Origin of the sequence: Streptomyces sp. NPDC047886, from assembly GCF_043204435.1 — a bacterium.
In the GTDB taxonomy this organism is placed as follows: Bacteria; Actinomycetota; Actinomycetes; order Streptomycetales; family Streptomycetaceae; genus Streptomyces.
Map to the genome: position 1 here is coordinate 69,726 of NZ_JBIDCF010000003.1, position 18,089 is coordinate 87,814.

The 18,089-nt window shown below is 69.5% G+C and carries 17 protein-coding genes, 1 tRNA gene and 1 pseudogene; 12 read left to right on the forward strand and 7 right to left on the reverse strand.

What is annotated here, in order from left to right; genetic code table 11:
- Positions 1-65 precede the first annotated feature (65 nt).
- From ACGF5U_RS11880 to ACGF5U_RS11900, 5 genes are all read left to right on the forward strand, one after another.
- Complete coding sequence (locus ACGF5U_RS11880) at positions 66-1,004, forward strand: metallophosphoesterase (protein ID WP_392709887.1); 939 nt, start codon at positions 66-68, stop codon at positions 1,002-1,004.
- A 33-nt stretch (positions 1,005-1,037) separates the two neighbouring features.
- The gene (locus ACGF5U_RS11885; RefSeq protein WP_392709888.1) at positions 1,038-1,772 is read left to right on the forward strand and encodes a Pr6Pr family membrane protein; all 735 of its coding nucleotides are present in this window, start codon (positions 1,038-1,040) and stop codon (positions 1,770-1,772) included.
- 28 nt (positions 1,773-1,800) lie between these two features.
- Positions 1,801-1,874, forward strand: a tRNA-Pro gene (locus tag ACGF5U_RS11890).
- 267 nt (positions 1,875-2,141) lie between these two features.
- The gene (locus ACGF5U_RS11895; RefSeq protein ID WP_392709889.1) at positions 2,142-2,930 is read left to right on the forward strand and encodes a DUF1883 domain-containing protein; all 789 of its coding nucleotides are present in this window, start codon (positions 2,142-2,144) and stop codon (positions 2,928-2,930) included.
- A gap of 609 nt (positions 2,931-3,539) precedes the next feature.
- Positions 3,540-3,845, forward strand: a complete 306-nt coding sequence (locus ACGF5U_RS11900; protein ID WP_392709890.1) for a hypothetical protein — start codon at positions 3,540-3,542, stop codon at positions 3,843-3,845.
- Between the two features lie 215 nt (positions 3,846-4,060).
- On the opposite strand, the gene ACGF5U_RS11905 is transcribed toward ACGF5U_RS11900, so the two are convergent.
- From ACGF5U_RS11905 to ACGF5U_RS11915, 3 genes are read right to left on the reverse strand one after another with little or no spacing between them, the layout of a single operon-like run.
- Positions 4,061-5,590, reverse strand: a complete 1,530-nt coding sequence (locus tag ACGF5U_RS11905; protein WP_392709891.1) for a LacI family DNA-binding transcriptional regulator — start codon at positions 5,588-5,590, stop codon at positions 4,061-4,063.
- 50 nt (positions 5,591-5,640) lie between these two features.
- On the reverse strand, positions 5,641-6,021 hold the full coding sequence (locus ACGF5U_RS11910; RefSeq protein ID WP_392709892.1) for a helix-turn-helix domain-containing protein: 381 nt from the start codon (positions 6,019-6,021) through the stop codon (positions 5,641-5,643).
- Positions 6,022-6,068: 47 nt separating this feature from the next.
- Entirely contained in the window at positions 6,069-6,326 is a 258-nt protein-coding gene (locus ACGF5U_RS11915; RefSeq protein ID WP_282696159.1) for a helix-turn-helix transcriptional regulator, read from the reverse strand.
- Between the two features lie 510 nt (positions 6,327-6,836).
- On the opposite strand from ACGF5U_RS11915, the gene ACGF5U_RS11920 reads away from it, so the two are divergent.
- The 5 genes from ACGF5U_RS11920 (at position 6,837) to ACGF5U_RS11940 (ending at position 12,416) form a co-directional block, all read left to right on the forward strand.
- Positions 6,837-7,769, forward strand: coding sequence for a hypothetical protein (locus ACGF5U_RS11920; RefSeq protein WP_392709893.1), 933 nt, complete (start codon positions 6,837-6,839; stop codon positions 7,767-7,769).
- Complete coding sequence (locus tag ACGF5U_RS11925; RefSeq protein ID WP_392710622.1) at positions 7,766-8,467, forward strand: ATP-binding protein; 702 nt, start codon at positions 7,766-7,768, stop codon at positions 8,465-8,467. Before ACGF5U_RS11920 ends, ACGF5U_RS11925 begins: the two co-directional genes overlap by 4 nt.
- Before the next feature lie 226 nt (positions 8,468-8,693).
- Positions 8,694-9,986 carry a hypothetical protein gene (locus ACGF5U_RS11930; RefSeq protein ID WP_392709894.1) on the forward strand — a complete coding sequence of 431 codons (1,293 nt, stop codon included), beginning with the start codon at positions 8,694-8,696 and terminating at the stop codon, positions 9,984-9,986.
- 220 nt (positions 9,987-10,206) lie between these two features.
- Positions 10,207-10,683 (forward strand): plasmid mobilization protein, encoded by a 477-nt coding sequence (locus ACGF5U_RS11935; RefSeq protein WP_392709895.1) that lies wholly within the window; start codon positions 10,207-10,209, stop codon positions 10,681-10,683.
- Positions 10,680-12,416 carry a relaxase/mobilization nuclease domain-containing protein gene (locus tag ACGF5U_RS11940; protein ID WP_392709896.1) on the forward strand — a complete coding sequence of 579 codons (1,737 nt, stop codon included), beginning with the start codon at positions 10,680-10,682 and terminating at the stop codon, positions 12,414-12,416. Before ACGF5U_RS11935 ends, ACGF5U_RS11940 begins: the two co-directional genes overlap by 4 nt.
- Positions 12,417-12,548: 132 nt before the next feature.
- Here the strand turns inward: ACGF5U_RS11940 and ACGF5U_RS11945 are convergent, their stop codons facing one another.
- From ACGF5U_RS11945 to ACGF5U_RS11955, 3 genes and pseudogenes are all read right to left on the reverse strand, one after another.
- Positions 12,549-12,740, reverse strand: a complete 192-nt coding sequence (locus ACGF5U_RS11945) for a hypothetical protein (RefSeq protein WP_392709898.1) — start codon at positions 12,738-12,740, stop codon at positions 12,549-12,551.
- Positions 12,741-13,158: 418 nt separating this feature from the next.
- Positions 13,159-13,968, reverse strand: coding sequence for a DUF317 domain-containing protein (locus tag ACGF5U_RS11950; protein WP_392710623.1), 810 nt, complete (start codon positions 13,966-13,968; stop codon positions 13,159-13,161).
- Between the two features lie 183 nt (positions 13,969-14,151).
- Positions 14,152-14,499: pseudogene (locus ACGF5U_RS11955) on the reverse strand (DUF317 domain-containing protein); the annotation flags it as partial.
- 184 nt (positions 14,500-14,683) lie between these two features.
- On the opposite strand from ACGF5U_RS11955, the gene ACGF5U_RS11960 reads away from it, so the two are divergent.
- A complete protein-coding gene (locus ACGF5U_RS11960) occupies positions 14,684-15,388 on the forward strand; it encodes a nucleotidyltransferase domain-containing protein (RefSeq protein ID WP_392709899.1) in 705 nt (234 codons plus the stop codon).
- Positions 15,389-15,760: 372 nt separating this feature from the next.
- On the forward strand, positions 15,761-16,384 hold the full coding sequence (locus tag ACGF5U_RS11965; RefSeq protein ID WP_392709901.1) for a nucleotidyltransferase domain-containing protein: 624 nt from the start codon (positions 15,761-15,763) through the stop codon (positions 16,382-16,384).
- A 471-nt stretch (positions 16,385-16,855) separates the two neighbouring features.
- Here ACGF5U_RS11965 and ACGF5U_RS11970 read toward each other — a convergent pair whose 3' ends face one another.
- Complete coding sequence (locus ACGF5U_RS11970; protein WP_392709902.1) at positions 16,856-18,082, reverse strand: damage-control phosphatase ARMT1 family protein; 1,227 nt, start codon at positions 18,080-18,082, stop codon at positions 16,856-16,858.
- Between the last annotated feature and the right edge of the window lie 7 nt (positions 18,083-18,089).

An 18,089-nucleotide genomic window follows, 5' to 3' on the forward strand; every position in this document is an offset into this window, starting at 1 on the left:
CCATGTGCACGCCCGCACATTTCACCGCGGCCGCCCTGCGGTCCCCGGTCTGCGACGATGGCACCATGCGCGCGCGATACGGAGTACCCCTGAAAGTCACCGCGGGAGTCGCGGCGGTCGGCGCGGCCGGCCTCGTCTACGCCGCGGGCTTCGAAGCCCGTTCCTTCCGGCTGCGACGGGTCACCGTGCCCGTACTGCCGCACGGCACACGGCCGGTGCGGGTGCTTCAGGTCTCCGACGTCCACATGGTCGCAGGGCAGCGCAAGAAGCGCGCCTGGCTCCAGTCGCTGGCCGGTCTGCGGCCCGACTTCGTCGTCAACACCGGTGACAACCTCTCCGACCCGGACGCCATCCCGGAGCTCCTGGACGCCCTCGGACCGCTGCTCGACTACCCCGGCGTGTACGTCTTCGGCTCCAACGACTACTACGGGCCGACGCTCCGCAACCCGGCCCGCTATCTGATCGAGAAGGTGCAGGGCCGGCACGGCCTCAACGGCAACGCCCCGGTCGTCGGAGCCGTGCACAACGAGTGGGAGCGGATCCGGGACGCGTTCGACGCGTCGGGCTGGCTGAACCTGACCAACACGCGGGGCCGGCTCAAGGTGGACGGCCTGGAGATCGCCTTCACCGGTCTGGACGACCCGCACATCAAGCGCGACCGCTACGAGCGGGTCGCGGGCGGCCCCGAGACGGACGCCGACCTGTCGGTGGGCGTCGTGCACGCCCCGTACCTGCGGTCCCTCGACGCGTTCACGGCCGACGGCTACCCGCTGATCCTCGCCGGTCACACGCATGGCGGACAGCTGTGCATCCCGTTCTACGGGGCGCTGGTCACCAACTGCGACCTCGACACCGACCGGGTGAAGGGCCTGTCCACGCACCGCGCCGGGGGCCACACCGCGCACCTGCACGTCTCGGCGGGGTGCGGCACCAGCCGCTACACCCCGGTCCGGTTCGCCTGCCCGCCCGAGGCGACGCTCCTGACGCTCACGCCCCAGGACTGAACGAGGCTCCGGCCCGCCCCTTACGGTAGGGCCATGTCTGCCCCGTTTTGGACGCATGTGCCCGCATCGGCGGTGGCCCCGCCGGTGCGACGCCCGTACGCGGCCGTCTTCCGCGCGCTGATCGCGCTGGCCGCACTCACCGGGGTCGTCATCGACCTGGTGCTCGGCAGCCCGGCGCGCGTACTCAGCTACTTCACGATCCAGAGCAACGTCCTCGTGGCGGTCGTCTTCGCCGTCTCCGCCCGCCGCGCCTGGTCAGGCCGCCCCCCGGTACCGGCCGGCGTCACGGGCGGCACGCTGCTGTTCATCTCGATCACCGGCCTGGTCTACCACCTGGTGCTGGCCGACGACGCGAGCGGCTTCGCGATGACCGCCGAGATCGCCGCGCTCTCCAGCTGGCAGTCCCTCGCCAACCAGCTCCTCCACACCGCCACCCCGCTGGGCGTCGCCCTCGACTGGCTGCTCCTCACCCGCCCGGGCGGCCTGCGTCCCCGGGACGCGACCCTCTGGCTGCTGTACCCGCTGGCGTACCTGCTCTTCGCCCTGACCCGGGGCTCGCTGCTCGCCCCGGGAGCCCCGGCCCGCTACCCGTACCCCTTCCTCGACGTCGCCGCCCACGGCTACGACGGCGTGCTCGGCAACGCCGTCCGCCTCGGCCTGGGCTTCTACATCCTGGCGATCACCGTCGTCGGCCTGGACCGCGTCCGTCCCTACGTCCGGGGCCGCGAGAACCGGATTTCGCCTCAGGGCCCCGGTGGGCTAAAGTAAACGACGTCGCCGGGACAAACGGCGACATCGGGGTGTAGCGCAGCTTGGCAGCGCGCTTCGTTCGGGACGAAGAGGTCGTGGGTTCAAATCCCGCCACCCCGACAGCTGAAACACCAGGTCAGGCCCGGTGCTGAGAGATCAGCGCCGGGCCTGATTTGCTTTGTGGCCCCGTTTTGGGAGCCGTTTGGGAGCCGACTACGGAATCCGGCTCCCAGGCGGCTCCCGCGAGCGCTGCCCCGAAGGACTCGCCACCGACGGGAGTCGAGCGTCCCACCGACAGGGGGTTGCCCCTGCTCCGCATCACCCTCCGATTGTCAGTGGCGGTCCCTACCCTGAGACGTGCTCGGCCGTACGTTCCCAGGAGCAACCGTGGACCACCTCTACAAAGATCTCGGCAACCTCAAGGGAGGTTCCGCAGTCATCATTACTCTGCGTAACCAAGCCAACGTCCAGGTGATGATGCGCAGCGAGTACAGCAAGTACAAGTCAGGGAGGACGTATCGATACCTGGGCGGTCGTGTCACTCGCTCTCCTCACCGGATCACCATCCCCAGCAACGGACACTGGGTCGTGGCCATCGACCTGGGTGGCTATTCCGGTCGTATCGCCGCCTCTGTCCAGGTCCAGCCGCCTCCGCGGGGTTTCCTCCCCCCGGCTCAGCAAGCACAGGGCAGCCCGGCCCGCTCCGTCGCAGTCCATGAGCCGGAGGAGCCTGCCGGGGACGTGCTCGGGGGCCAGACGTGGGACGTCTTCATCTCCCACGCGTCTGAGGACAAAGGCGCTGTTGCCCGACCCCTTCGGGACGCACTTGCCAAGCTTGGCGTGACTGTCTGGCTCGACGAAGCCCAGATGCGGATCGGCCACAGCCTCCGCCGCAAGATCGATGAAGGGATCAGGGCAAGCCGATTCGGCATCGTCGTGCTCTCCGAACCGTTCTTCGCCAAAGGCTGGACCAACCACGAACTCGACGGACTCGTCACCCGCAACGTGGCTGGCGAGCAGTCGCTCCTGCCGATCTGGCACAACCTGAGTGCTGATGACGTCCGGCGCTACAGCCCCTCGCTCGCGGACAAAGTGGCTATGAGCACAAGCGAATACTCCATCGAGGAGATCGCACGGCAGATCGCTGATGTGGTTAGAGAAGAAGGCCCAGCTTGAGCCCGGGAGCACTGTCGCCGAGTCAGCTGCCAGCCCACCCTCTCTAGAGTGGCATGGCCACGTTCACCGGAGAAGGGAGCACACGAGCCCCGGAGAACGGGAGGTGGCCGTCGTGTCAGATGCTAGGGACGCCACTCAAGACGGAGTCAGTACGACAGGGGGACCGATGGCCAGGTGGAGTGGGCGGGGAGGCAGTGGCGCAGTTCGCGTGGCGTTGCGCGCGGTATTAGCCGGCGTTATGGGCAGCGTGATCGGTATTGCCGCATACTCGATCAGCCAGACCGGCGGGCAGCGGCTGTCGGTCATCGTGGGGTGTCTAATCGGCGTCGCCGCAGTCCTCGGTCTGGAGCTGTACCGCAGGCCAGCTCAGCTGACAGAAGTCCGCCTCATCTTCCTCGGCAACGAAATGTCGTTCACCACCAAGGCGGACATGCGTCAGGCCGCGCAACGGATGTTCTTCCAAGCCGCCACCCGGGTGGCCACTCGCCCGCTGGAAGAAGGCAGCGGGAACCTGCGCGAGGCCCTGACCTCACTCAAGACGCTATTCGATCTCTATCGCGAGCCCCTGGAGGGCTACACAACCCCTCCTCCCCCGCCAAGGGGGACTCGGTGTACGAACTGGCGCTGGATATCCTCAACTTCGAGCTCGCTCCGTTCCTGGCCAAGTGGCACCCCAGCCTCAAGGACTTCGAAGACCGTCACCCCGACCAGGACGAGTCCGAGTGGCCACAGCACGCCGCGTTCCGCGTAGAGCTCAGCCAACTGCAGGAACGGCTGAAGCCGTATGTAATCGGGCTGGGAGAGATCGCCGGTATCCGTGATCCGGAGCGGCACCTACGCCCGTCAGGCCGCTACGTGCAGTCCCGACTTGTCGCGCCACGGCAGGACGGGTCGAGACCTGGGCCGCAGGAATGAGTCCCCCCGGCGCAGTCGTACGGCGGACGCGGTGTCGCATGATGACAAGGGGGACGATCTTCGTGGTGCAGACGCCTCGTGGGTCGGCCCCGGACGACCAAGCGATCTACGTGCCCCCCATGGCCGACCGCGCCGAGACGACGGCCTCGCGCAGGCTTCGGGGACATGACTGTGCCCTCCGGCAGGGGTCGCTGGAGGGCACAGCACTCTGTTTGCTACGACTTGATGGGCACACGTGACACCTCGCGTGCCCGCAGGAGATCACTCAGCACGCGCACTGGTGACGTGCCACTCATGGCCAAACGTGCGTCGAGTGCTGCCTCCCACTGCTCGGTCAGCCCCAGCATGAGGCGCTTACGCATGCCTGGGGTGACGTGGGCGTAGCGTGCCGAGACCGAGCCGTCGATGTGGCCCATGCGTTCGTCCATGAGTACCTTCTCGGTTCCCAGGTCCTCCATCATCGTCCGGTGGGTGTGGCGAAGGCCGTGGGGCGTGAGTCCCTTGGCTATCGGGAGCCAGCAGGCTTCGGCCCGTTCGCTGGCACCCCGCCCCCGGGCCGGGACGCCGGGCCAAGGCTCGCCGAGCAAGGGCACCGGCCGTGGCTCCTGCGGCGCCTTCTTCGGGTACCAGCCAGAGACCGCCGGCGTGAACAGCCACGTCACGAAACCGTTCCTGCGCCAGTGGGCGGCATGCTCCGGCACGACGCCGCCCCGGACGAAGCGGAGGTCCGTGATGGCCTGCTCGACCTTCTCTCGCGTGGCCTCGGTGACGCGCTCGGGGTGGTTGAGGACGTTGGACACCGTGCCGGTCGAGACGCCGGCGCGACGGGCGACGTCGACGAGCTTCGCGCCCTGGTGGCCGCCTGTGCGGGCCGCGCCCTGCCCTCGGAAGACGTATGTCTTGCCGTGGCAGGGGCACGGCACGGGTTTCGTGCGGGCGATGTGGTTGGCGACCAGCGCGGACAGCCAGTCCATCGAGTCGATGGTGCGGTAGCTGTCGTCCTTGGGCGGGCAGCGCACCAGCTCGCCCGTGTCGAGCTCGTACAGCTGCCACTCGACACGGACGGCCCCAGGGCGGACGAACGCGGTCTCCAGGCCGACGATCTCGCCCCAGCGCATGCCGGTGTACCCTTTGAGGACCACGGCGACGAACTCGTCGTCGCGGCCGGAGAGCAGGGCGGCGCGCTCGGCGGTCAGCAGGATGCCGAGCGCGTCGGTGACCACCTTCTCCGGGCCGCGATCTCGGGAACGGCCAGCGCGCTTACCCCGTCCACGCCGCCGGGCGGCCGGGTTGGACGTGATCAGGCCCTCGTCGATCGCGTCCTCGAAAATCAGGTGGAGCGTCGAGCGCCAGGTCTTGACGCTGGAGGCCGCGTACACGGCCTTCTCCTTCTTCTCCCACAGGTCGACGTCCGTGCGCAGGATGCCGGCGAGCGCCTTGTCCTCGAAGTCGGGGAGGAGGTGCTCCTCGATGTGGCGCTTGTAGTTCTGCATGGTGGAGGCCGCCAGGTCCTGGGCCTCGTACCAGCGGTTCGCGTACTCGCCGAAGGTCTCCCGGCCGAGGGCCGGGTCGCGCCAGTCGCCGCGCCGGTACTTGTTCTCGGCCTCAGCCGCTGCCCGTTGGGCCTCGCCCTTGGTGGCGAACCTGATCGCCTTGCCGTTCTCGTCGACGACCGTGTTGTGCTTGCCGGGCGCGACCTTGTACCGGCCGCGCCAGTAGTTTCCGCGCTTCTCCGCGAAACCCAAGTCCCGCTGTCCCCTTCTTCCTTGTCTCGTCTACGGCAGATTCGCTCGGGTCACGCGACAGCGCTGTACTGCTGTTGTCGACGCGGGGGACGGGATCGTAGGCGGGTCGTCGGAGCAACGACAGGGCGACGAGGTTGCGCGGAGCCGGTCTGCGCACCGGGCGCGGAGAACGGCTCGGTCGCCCCTGCGGCTGCCTGTGCAGGCTTGGCCGGCCGCTCTTCGTAGAGGCGGATGATCTCCGCAAGGTGCTCGGCGGTGAAGCGGTAGGCACGGCCCACCCGGGTGTGCGGTATCAGGCGCCGTCGTGCTCGGTCCTTGACCCACCAGGCCGAGCAGCCGAGGGTGTCGGCGATCTCCTCGGGACGGTAGAGGCGGGGCGGAGGGGCGTCGGACAGCCTGTGGTGAACGGGCGCGGGCGTGGATCGGTGCAAGGGGGGCGGCTCCTGATCGCGAGGGCGAGGACGGATGCGTGAGCGGCTCAGGCGGCGCCCGGGCCCTGGAGGAGGGCGGCGGGCGATACCTGCAGGGCTTCGGCAATGGCGACGAGGTCGTCGATATCGCATCGCCGCTTGGCGAGTTCGATGCGGGACAGCATCGTGTTGGACATAGGGCGACCCAAAGCGGTACATCGCGCGGCGAGCTGGCGCTGCCCAAGGCCGCGTTCCGTGCGGAGGATTTCGATAGTGCGAGCCGCCAGCATTCCTGCGGGCCCTATTTCCAGAGATCGTGCTGCCATGGCTCCAGTTGTAGCGTGCATTCACCGGTTTGGTTAACCGGCGATCGTCGGCTATGTTGCGCCGCGCTCAATCGGTGAGCGAGGCGGTCGGGGTACTGGCGCAAGGCCGGATCCCCGAACCGGTCCCGACACCAGAGAACCTCTCTGACGTGGGGTGTTGTGTTGTAGCTTCGTCGCTCGCAGGACGTCAACGGCTTGCCGATGTGATCCTTCTGGCTCGGGACGCGGGGCAACTGTTTGGTCAACCGGCGATCGTGCCCTACCGTTTTCGCACCGCCCTCGCCGACTCGTTTTCCAGCGGCATTTCTGCCGTGAGAGATTGCGCCGGTAAGGGCTGGACTCGCGCGACCTGGGTGTGGCTATGTTGACGACGCCCGGAAAGCGCGAGCGGCCATCAACGCTCCCGCGCCAACGGCCGGACATCCCCGCCCCTTCACGCCCGTCCCGCCCCCGACCGACGGTGAACCGTGGGCACCCAGCCCACCGGTCACCGAGTGAGGACCGCCCCTCTTGGCACGAATCCGCACCATCAAGCCCGAAGCCTTCGTCTCCGAGTCCCTGGCCGCCGTCTCCCTGACCGCCGAGCGCACCTTCTTCGGCCTGCTCACCCAGGCTGACGACCAGGGCCGCCACCGCGACCACGCCGCGATCATCGCCGGGCAGCTGTGGGTCCTGCGCCCCGAACACACACCCGCCGACGTCGAGAAGGACCTCGCCCAGCTCGCCGACGCCGGGCTGATATGCCGCTACAAGGGCCCGGACGACAAGCGCTACCTGCACATCGTCACCTGGCGGCAGCATCAGAAGATCAACCGCCCCAGCACGAGCCGCCTTCCCGCCTGCCCGCACCACGACACGCCGCCTCGCACCGCGACCGGCGTCGGCACGCCGACTGCGGGGGCTGGCATCACGGAGCCCGCACCGCTGTCTCACGGAACCCTCCGTGAGGGCTCCGGGCAAGTACACAACCCTGCGGTGAATCCCGCCCCAAATGAGGAAACCACAGGTCAGAGCGATTTCACGGAGTCCTCCGTGAGACGGCAGGGAGGGTTCAGTGAGGGAGCGGTGACGCCTCACGGTCCGGATCTAGGACCTAGGATCATGGATCTAGGAGATACCCCCTCGGGGGGCGCGAGCGCCCCCGCACCCGGCACCGTCTCGGCCAACCAGCTCATCGCCGAGTACGCCGCCGCTTGCGCACACCGTCCGCCCGGGAACGTCCTGGGCCATCTCGGCCGGGAGGCACGCAAGCTGCTGGAGGAGGGCATCGCGCCCGCTCACGTCCGGGCAGGGCTCGACCTGCATCGCGCCAAGGGCCTGCACCCCAGCACGCTGCCGAGCCTCGTGCACGAAGCCATGAACGCGGCCCCCACCGCGCCGGTTGTCCACAGGGCGTGGACAAACCCCGCCGATGTCGAAGCCGCCTACGGAGGTGACCTCTGACCGCCACCCTCACCCGCGAGCCCCATCGGGTCGGCCCGCTCGCCGACCGGCTCAACGGCATCCTTGCCAGTCGCGGCATCGACCTCGCCACCGCCGCTGTCGAGGAAGGGAACGCCGAGCCCGTCACCGCGCTGGAACTCGCCGACGCCAGGATCCCCGCCCGCTACCGCCGAGCCCTGGCCGACCACCCGAAGGTCACCGCCTGGGCCGACGAGATCGCCCACGCCGGACGCCCCGGCCCCGGTGGGCCGGGCATCGCCGAAGGCCCGTCGCTGCTGATCGCCGGCCCCACGGGCACGGGCAAGACGTACCAGGCGTACGGAGCCATCCGCACCCTGCTCGCCCGAGGAGTCCGCCTGCGCTGGGAAGCGACCACCACCGCCGATCTCCACGCTCGCCTGCGGCCCCGCGCCGGCCACGACGCCGAACGCGACCTGCAGATACTGGCGCGGTGCCCGCTGCTTGTCCTGGACGACCTCGGTGCGGCCAAGACGAGCGAGTGGACCGAGGAGCTGACCTACCGGCTCATCAACCACCGGTACGAGCACATGCTCCCGACCCTCATCACCACCAATCTCCCGATGGAGCAGCTACGCGGCGCCCTCGGTGACCGCGTCGCCTCCCGCCTCGCCGAGATGACCGAGCGCGTCATCCTCGACGGCCCCGACCGACGACGCCGCACCGCGCCCGTCGCCTGACCGGCCGCCCGCCTCGCCGCGCCGCCCGCGCTCACACCTGCCTTGGCCCGCGCCCGGCCTCGCGCGCGGGGGCCGCTCAACGCACTGCCATGACAGTCCTGCCCTCCCGTCTCCTCTCACACCTTGGAGCCCCCTCCTGCCTCCTCTCGCCCTCGTCCCCCTGGCTACCCGGGCAAGCGGCACGCCGCTCCTCCCCGACTGGGCCACGTCCCCGACGACGACCGTGATGTTGCTTATCTCCCTCGTGCTGCTCGGCCTGCTCGCCGGATGGCTGATCCGCCAGCAGCGCCGCCGGGCGCCCGGCACCAACCGCTGGCGCGGCACCGTCGCAGTGCCCGTCGCGGCCATGGCCGCGCTCGGCTGCACCGCCTACAGCGCCGACACGAGCTGGCGCTTCGCCGCCGACTACCTGGACATGGGCAGCACCGTCGAGCGCGCCTTCATGTTCGCTACCGCCGAGCTCGCCCTGTTCGCCACCGCCCTGATGGCACGCCAGAACCTCAACGGGCCTGCACGCGCGCCGGGCCTCCCCGGCGCCCTGGTGTGGGTAATCACCGGCGTGCAGATCATCCCCGCTTATGCCGAGTTCGGGCTCGTCGGCGGCACTGTGCGCGCTCTCATCGGCCCGGTCATGGCCGCCATGCTGTGGCACCTGGCCATGGGCATCGAGCTGCGCCACCGCACCCCCCAGGCCGCCTCCCGCAGTCTGGCCGCCGTCCTCGTCCGACAGACCCGCGAACGGCTGCTGGCCCGGCTCGGCATCGCCGACCAGGACGCCGACGCTGCCCGGCTCATCCGCGAGCGCGCCCTGAGCGAAGCCGTCGCCCTGATCCTCCGCGCCGAAGCGATGACCGAGCGACAGCGCGGCAGGTTGCGTGGCCGACGCCTCTCCTATCGCCTGCACGAGGCGCTGGAGCGGGCCGACGTCGACGGTGACCCGCTCCAGGACGAGCTGCTGCTGCGTAAGCTCGCCACTCGCAAGCAAGCCCTCGGCCTCGCCTCCATCACCCTGCCCCCGCGCTGGCACGCCCCGGCTTCGTACATCCCCAGCACTTCCGGGCAGGCCCGCCCGCGCGCCATCTCTCCGAAGCGGGCGAAGACGGCGGGCGGCTCTTCCTCGTCGAATGCGGGCAGCGAAGACGCTCACCGGGCAGCCCGCTCGCAATCCGCCCGCCCGGAACCCGCAGACCGCTCCAGCGCGAGTTCCGGTGACCGCCCGCAACACCCCGCAGCCCCAGCCGACCGCCCGGAACCGATAGCGGGCGAGGCAACGGGGGCCGATCCGGGCAACGCCGCCGAAGCGAAACCGAAGCGGCCGGGCCGCAAGCCCGACGCCTCCTGGGACGTCCTCGTCCAGTACGCCCACCGCATCCACCAGGACACCGAACGTCTCTCCCGCGACCTGCTGGAGGCGGCTGTACGCGCTGACGGCTACCGCATCTCCAGCGACCGCGCCGCCGAGGTCGTCCGCACCGTCAAGGCCGAGCTGAAGACCGCTCGCGCCAGCCATCCCCACTGAGGCAAGCCGCGGGGATCCCGCCCCAACCTGACACCACCCACGCCCACTCCCCCACCGATTCGGAGAGCACATGCACGATCCCACCTCCACGGCCCTCAACGACACCGCCGTCACGCGGGAGATGACGCCTGGCCCAAGCGGAGCAAGTTGGAGGTCCGGACACTCCCCCGCTGGGGGAGCGCCCGAACCCGACCCCGCCCCGGGGGTGGCGGGGCCCGACGTGCGCCAGGGGGCGCCGGACGGGAAGGCTGCGACCGAGGGCGGACCGCAGCCAGGCAAGGCCAGCCACAAGGGCAAGGCCAAGAAGGGAAAGTCACGCCCGCGCGACAAGAAGCAGCGCCCCGCCCACAGCGTCCGCCTCAACGAGCACGAACTCGCCATCATCCAGGCCGGCGCCGACCACGTCGGCATGAGCGTGGCCGGGTTCCTCGCCTATTCCGCCCTGGCCGCCGCCCGCGACCAAGCGCGTACCGCGGCGGCCATCGCCACCGAGCGAGATGTCCTGACCGCGCTGTTCGGCGTACGCCGCCAGCTCGGCTGGGCCGGCAGCAACGTCAACCAAATCGCCAAGGCACTGAACTCCGGTGCCGACGCACCACACTTCGCCGCGGCTCTCGAAGATCTGCAGCGCGCCGCGCAGGCCGCCCAGCGGGCAGCCGACAGGATCACGCACCGACAGGAGGAAGAGACGGCTTGATCCCTCGGATCCACAAGCAGGGCAGCAACACCCTCGGCCTCCTGCACTACCTCTACGGCAAGGGCACCCACGAGGAGCACGTCGATCCGCACCTGGTCGCTTCGTTCGACGGCATGGCCCCCGACCCCGGCCGCGACCTTTCGGTGACGAAGAAGGACCTCCAGCACCTCCTCGACCAGCCCCTGTCGCTGCTCGATGCGGGCCAGCGTCCCGACAAGCACGTCTGGCACTGCTCCGTGCGCGCCGCCCCAGACGACCCGATCCTGTCCGACGAGCAGTGGGGCGATATCGCCCGCCGCATGGTCGCCGCCACCGGCATCGACCCTGGCGACGGCGCTGGCTGCCGCTGGGCCGCCGTCCGGCACGCCGACGACCACATCCACATCATCGCCACCCTGATCCGCGAGGACGGCCGCCGCCCCGATCACCACCGCTCCGGCAAACGCGCCCAGGCCGAGTGCCGCCTGATCGAGAAGGGACTCGGCCTGCACCAGGTCGCGCCTGGGGACGGCACCGCCGCCAAGCGGGCCACCAGTGCGGAGCGGCACAAGGCCGAACGCGATGGTCGGGAGCGCCCGGCGCGCGAGGAGCTGCGGGAGACCGTACGGCGTGCGGTGGCCGGCGCGACGAGCGAGGAGGAGTTCTTCGACCGGCTGGCCGCCGCCGGTCTTCTGATCCGCAAGCGCATCGCGCCCTCCGGTGACCTGCTCGGCTACAAGATCGCGCTGCCTGATGACCGCAACGGTGAGAAGGAGCCGGTGTTCTACGCGGGCTCCACGCTCGCACCCGATCTGTCCCTGCCCCGCATCCGCGAACGCTGGGCCCATCCCGCGCAGGCGGCCGCCTCGGCAGACGGCTCCAGGCCGGAGCAACCCGCCCTGCCGGACGTGACTGGTCCCGCGTTCGCGCGGCGCCGGGCCTCCGCCGCCACCTGGCAGGCTCTGCTGATCATCGACCACGGCGACGAGGGCACAGCGGCAGCCCAGATCGCCGCAGCCGGGGAGCTCCTCGACGCGCTCGCCCAGACCTCCGCCGCCCACACCCGCGCTCAGCTGCGCGAGGCGGCGTTCGTGTTCGAGCGTGCCAGCCGCTCCCATGTGAAGGCCGTACGCGGGCACGACCGCGCCCTGCGACAGGCCGCCCGCGATCTCATCCACAGCGGGCCCGCCCTCGGCCGCGGCGAAGACGGCGCCACCACCGCCATGCTCATCGACATGGCCTTCTTCCTCGCCACCGCCGCAGCGAACTGGCACGCCAGGAAGCACCACAGCCAACAGGCAGCCGCCGCCGAACAAGCCGCCCAACACCTCCGCGCCGCCTACCAAGCCGCCGCAGCCCACCCCATGGCCCTCCTGCGCCAGCGAGGCCATCGTCTGGCCCCGCGTATCCGGCAGCGGCAAGCAGACCTTCTCCACCAAGTGCTGCCAGAGCTGGCCGAACGAATCCGGACCGAGCCGGGCTGGCCCGCCCTGGCCACCACCCTCGACGACGCCCGCAGAGCCGGCCACGACCCGGCCGCCCTGCTCGCCGAAGCCACCCGACGGCGCGAGCTCGACACCGCCACCTCCATCAGCGACGTGCTGGTGTGGCGCCTGCGCCGCAGCGCCCACCTGCCCGCCCTACCCGAAAGTCCCCACGGCACCCCGACCCAAGGCAGTCGGCGCACCGTGTCCCCGGCGCCCTCCACACAGCCGGCGCCCAGCGCGGCGAACGACGCCAACCGTCGGCGCTAACCAATGGGTCGCGGATCTGTGCGGGCGCCGACGAGGCGGTGCGGCGATGGAGCACCGGTGGTTTTTCGAAGCTCCATCGCCTGCGTCGCGCTTCATCCCTTGACTGTTGGCACAGGCGCGCTGGACGGTGGGTCAGCTGGCCGCGAGACGGGCTCTCTTCTCGGCGCGCGGTTCCGCCTGCCAGCCAGGCAGGAACGCCGAGAGCAATGGGTCGCTTTCGATCTCCTGCTGGGTGAGCCGCATGCCTTCGTCGATGATCGCGTCCCACTTCTCTGTGGCCAGCTCGACACGGCAGGGGAAGTCCTTGATGATCGTTTCGTTCACCGTCAGGTAGTTCGATGCCCGACTCCTACCCCCGCGGCCCGTAGGCGTCGGCGCCAGCCTGGTCTGGAAGCAGGGAGATGAGGACCGCGTCCCCGTCCTCAGCGATCCTCCGGGCCGCCTTGTGGGCTGCTGAGACCTCCGTCCTGGAGGGGTCTCGTTGCAGCATCTCAACCAGGGTGCTTCGGATGCTGACCGTGTCCCGACTGGCCAGCGCATTTTGCAGGGCCTCGTGGAAGGTCTCCATCATCGATGTCATGACCGCGATTTTCACGATTGGCTGGCCTGGGGCCATGCGCTTGAGGTCGGCACCCAGTTTGTGTTCCCCCGTTCGGCAGAAACGTGCTGGGCGTCGTCGCCGACGGTCCCGCCAGTCGGGCGGAGGTCGGTCTTCAGCTGTGACCGACCCATCGGACTGGCCCTAGCTGGCTGGAGCGCGCAGGAGCCGGTCGCGTGTGCTCTCCGGCAGCACCCGGCGCAGGACCGGTGCACTGGAGCTGAGGGAGTCGGCGAAGGCGGCGACGAGGTCGTGCGGCACGCTGGAGCCGAAGGAAGCCGCCCACAGGTATCCCGCGCCGAGTACCGGCTCGGCCCACGCTTGCCATCCAGCCAGGTCCGCATCGTCCGCCTGAGCCACCAGCGCCCGAGAGTCGGCGTCCTGGATGAGGGGCGGCACCTCGCCAAGGCGGATGTGGGAGGCGAAGGTCGGATCGATTGCTCCCGTGCCGGGCTGGTCGACGTCACGCAGCCACCCATGACCCGTAACGGCGTCGAGGACCAGCTCGAGGCCACCGAGCGACAGGGCGGGCTGATCGCGGGCGTCGAGCGCGACGAGGAAGTCGGCGAGGGCCTCTGCGGGGACCTCGGGGGTGAAATAGGCCGACCACTGGGCGAGTGGACTGCTCGGGTCCGTACGGGCGGAGACCTGCCAGGCGATGGGCAGATTCCCCAGATGGAACGGTTCGTCCGGCAAGACCCACTGCGCCCACCGCAGGGAGTCGGGGCTGATGTGAAGGACGGTGCTGCGCAGGACCTGGCGGTCCTCCGGAGCCTCGTCCGGCTCCTGGCGGCCACGGACGATCGTCAGGGCCGTCCAGCCCAGGCCAGCGAGAGTGTCGGCGACTGCGTCGTAGAGACGTCCGTCGTCACCAGCCAGGTAACGGGGACCGACCCAGTATGCGGACGGGTCGCTGGCCGGGGTGAGTGGGCCGAACGGGAAGTCGGGACGCAGGGTGCCTCCAAAGGCGTCGGGGTACTCATTGCCGCTGGCGGTGTGTGGCGCTGGTCAGGAGTGCCGGGCCGGTTGTGTGCCGGCCTCTGGTGGCAGATGACCAAGCTTCGTGTCCGCATTGCGGCCCGGCAAGGCGGACGCCGGTCCACCCGAGGGGCTCCGCCTTGAGCCTCTGCTGTCACACCTGCTGGAGGTCTCCAGCACGCGAGCGACTGCGGCGGCGACGATATCGGCCGGCGTCTCGGGGTCGAAGGACATCTGGTAGCCGCGCACCTTGGCCGTACCAGTAACGGCGATCTTCCATCCCTCGCTGTCGGTGCCGGGGCGGCCGGATGGGAACCATCCGAGATAGAAGGAGCCGTCCTTCGAGTTGACGTGTACGTCCGCGCGGTCGTCGACGACCAGGTTGAAGTCGTCGGCGCAGAACTGGTCCATTACGAGCGTGGGCTGGCCCCGCCCGAGCTGCCACTCACGCAACCGCAGGGCCTCGATGATGGTGGAGAATCCCGGACTCGGGGGTTCCGGAATCACAGGCGATCACCTCTTTGACCTGGTGGTTTACCAGAAGGTCATCCACGTTGACATGCCATTGCAGCGTTGGCCAGTCATTCATCGATCTTTGCTGTCTGCCCCGGGCGAACTGCGACGAGGCGTGAGACAGCACACGCCGAAGAAACGGCGTGCGCGTGGTTGGCAGAATGCTGATAGTTGCCGCATGGATGCGATCGAGGCCGCACGTGCCGTTGTAGATGAGCACCACCCTGACGCTCTGACTGCCTTCCTGGGAGGCAGCGTCGTGACGGGCCGCCGCACGGCAATGTCGGACCTCGACATCGTGGTCCTGCTCCGCGGAGCCCCCGCCCCATACCGGGCCAGCCTTCGGAGCGACGATTGGCCGGTGGAGATGTTCGTGCACACCGAAGCGACGTGGTACGCGTACGTTGAGCGGGAAGTACGCAATCGCCGGTCGCCGCTGCTTTGGATGTGCGCCGACGGTGAGCTGCTATTCGACACCGACGGAGTCGGAGCGCGCATCGCAGCTGATGCCCGAAAGCTGACCGCCGCAGGGCCACCCATGTTGTCGGCTGACGAGATCGATGATCGCCGTTACGCGATCACCGACCTTCTCGACGACCTCGCAGGGAGCAGCGACCAGAGCGAGCGACTGTTTATTGCCACCGAACTGGTCCGACGGACAGGCGAGTTGGCACTGGCCATCGGGGGCTCGTGGGGCGGGGGTGGAAAGTGGCTCGCACGCCGTCTGGAGACGACCTCACCGGGGCTCAGCTTGCGCCTGCACCGTGGCCTGCGGGAGGTATTGGACGGACGGGTAGAGCCTCTCGTAGCCGCTGTGGACGAGGTGATCGGGCAGGCCGGTGGTCGGTTGTGGGTCGGCTACAAACGTGGTGGAACTTCATGAACCTCGCGGAGACCGAGGCGAGGGCGGCGGACGGCGCACTGATCACCGGGTGGCGGACCTCCTGCGGGTGACGTCGGTGGCCTCCTCCCAGGGCTCCCGGAGCGGCCGCGGCAGTGCGTACGCCACCGAAAGGCGTAGAAACCGCATAAAGCACCATGGCCGAGCGTGTCCGGCCCCTGGGATGGTCGTGGCTCAAGCCCCCGGCCACGAGGCCGGTCGCGAGTCACTCGCTCAAGGGTGGCTGCCGGTGGCCCTGATGCTCATGGGCGTTTATGAGCACAGGGTGCGAGCGGGCGACAGGCGCTCCAGCGAGACCGCCGACCCGCCGTCGGCCTTCGCCTCCGCCCCTCTGGTCACTGAGAGTATGAGCGAGTGAGTGCCGACGTGCTGGGACGCTGGGTGCCGGATCGTCCCGAGAATGTGGCCGCGGTCTTCGCCGAGGCGGACTTCCCGTGGTGGATCGCCGGTGGCTACGCGATCGAACTCGCTGTCGGCCGCGAGCTGCGCCCACACGGCGATCTCGATGTCCTCGTCCTCCGGCGCGACCAGGCCCGCGTACGGAACCTCCTGGCCGACTGGGACCTGTACGTGGCCGACCCACCCGGCCAGGGGGAGCTGCGACCGTGGCGTCCTGGAGAGCTCCTACGGCCGCCGCTCCACGACATCTGGTGCCGCCGCACGCCCAAGGCGCCCTGGTCGGTGCAGCTCATGCTGGACGAGGCCGAGGGCACCCAGTGGGTCTCGCGGCGCACCCCGGACATTCGCCTCCCGATCGACCGGCTCGGGCGGACGAGCGAGACGGGCATCCCGTATCTCGCGCCCGAGGTGCAGCTCTTCTACAAGGCGAAGGCGACCCGGGACAAGGACGAGACCGACTTCACAGCGGTACTACCGCTGCTCGACGCTCCGGCACGCGCCTGGCTGGCGGACGCGATCAAGGTGATCGCGCCCGGCCACCCCTGGCTCCGCCGGCTCCTGCCGGTCAGCCGAACGTGAGCAGCGGAACGTCGTAGAGGTCGGGGTTCCGGGGCGAGGTCATCGTGGGCGACGTGACCTCCACGATCAGCAGCACGCTGAGGAACTGCACCTTGACGCTGAGGAGGTGGCTCGTCCTGCCGTCGGCCGACTGGGCCTTCAGGCCGGCGGAGACGTGGATGTGCGGGAGGATCCCGCCGGTGGCGCGAAATGGGCTCGGCGAGGGAGTCGCGGCCCAACTCGCTCTTCCGGAGACCTCGTGGACACTCCAAAAACGGGCTTCTGTGTGGTCAGGGCCGAGCAGGCGGCAGCGTGGCGGGCCGATCCCTCGTCGGATCCATCGATTTCGAGAAGCGTGGGCGGACAGGGCCAGGGGTCGAAGCCGGAAGGGAGGTCCGTCCACGCACCCCACGGCTCCAGGTCGCACTAGGTAGGACCTGGCCCCGCTCGGTGCATGGAACACGTCAGCGAGGAGTCGCGTCGCGGCCAGGGCTATGGCCGAACCTGGATCAGCGCGTGAGTGCCGCTCGTACGCCACGCCGCACCGGACTGTTCGAGGGCGTGCAGCGTTCCGTGGTCCAGGCCCACGATGACGTCGGACTTCAGGGTGCGGAGGGCTGCGACGGCCCCTGGGAAGTACGCGGTGAGGTCGGCGAACGGCGCCGTGGCGTCCCAGAGCCGGTCGCCCACCAGGCGTCGGTAGTTGAGGTCGCCCTTCAGGATGGTGAGCGTGGCGGCCTCGAACTCGCTCCGGAGGTCCTCGGGCATCTCCTCGTACGGCAGCGGAGCGCAGAAGAAGGGATGGGTACGGACCTCCAGGCGCCCTGACGCCATGGCCTTCCACAGTCGGCCGCCGATCGTGCCGGCTTCGCCGGGTGCCTCGGTGAGGCGGCGGAGGCAGTCGACGACGTCTGCCGTCATCGCGTCGGACACGTAGTACGGGCTGGGCTTTACATGGAGCACGACCCGTTCGGCGTGCTGGCGTTCGAGGAGGTGGTCGATGAGGATCAGGTCCGGGATCAGCTCGCGTCCGGCGTTGTCCGCCACAACGGCGACGGTCGAGGGGGCACCGGCGGGCAGGAGCTGCCAAAGCACGCCGCTGTCGTCGGCGACCAGCGCGGAGGTAGCTTCGCCGGTCGCTGGCTCCCCCGCCGAGACACGGAAGCCGAGGTCCGCGCGGTTGCCCCAGAGCGAGGCGTGGAGCAGCGCCGCAGCCCGCTCGTCGGCAGGTGCGTCGGCGAGCGCGTCCAGGGCCCGCAGCTCCTCCTCCACCGCCTCGCCGCGCAGTTCGGCCTGCTTGAACGGAGCGAAGGGATCGACTCCCTGCCACGGGCCCGTACCGAAGTACTCGATGGCGCCAAGCAGCCGGCGGTAAAAGTAGCTCTCCGCCCACAGGAACGGGGCGTCGAACCACGACCGCCCAAAGTGCTCCCGGCCCCAGTTCTTCCACTGCCGGTGATCGTGCTCCGAGGCAGCGAGCGGTTCGATGACGCCGTTGGTGATCTCGTCCAGCAGGGCATCGAGGGCCTCGTGCTGTCGACGGCCGTACGGGAAGGCGTCTCGCACCTGCTGGATCAGGGCCGGGTGGCGTTTGGCCAGGACGCCCCAGGCGAACGAGCCGGGCTCGTTGCTCAGGATGACCGTCGCGTCGCGGTCGGCGGCCGGGCCGGAGCTGCTGTCGGCCCTGCCGTCCGAGGTGCTGGGAATCTTCTCTGTCATGGTGTGC

Excerpts from the sequence above, each read along its gene's own strand:
- ACGF5U_RS11915 (WP_282696159.1), bottom strand. The coding sequence starts at position 6,326 with ATGGCAGCACGATCTCTGGAAATAGGGCCCGCAGGAATGCTGGCGGCT.
- ACGF5U_RS11960 (WP_392709899.1), top strand. The coding sequence starts at position 14,684 with ATGGATGCGATCGAGGCCGCACGTGCCGTTGTAGATGAGCACCACCCT.
- ACGF5U_RS11885 (WP_392709888.1), top strand. The coding sequence starts at position 1,038 with ATGTCTGCCCCGTTTTGGACGCATGTGCCCGCATCGGCGGTGGCCCCG.
- ACGF5U_RS11930 (WP_392709894.1), top strand. The coding sequence starts at position 8,694 with ATGTTGCTTATCTCCCTCGTGCTGCTCGGCCTGCTCGCCGGATGGCTG.
- ACGF5U_RS11880 (WP_392709887.1), top strand. The coding sequence starts at position 66 with ATGCGCGCGCGATACGGAGTACCCCTGAAAGTCACCGCGGGAGTCGCG.
- ACGF5U_RS11970 (WP_392709902.1), bottom strand. The coding sequence starts at position 18,082 with ATGACAGAGAAGATTCCCAGCACCTCGGACGGCAGGGCCGACAGCAGC.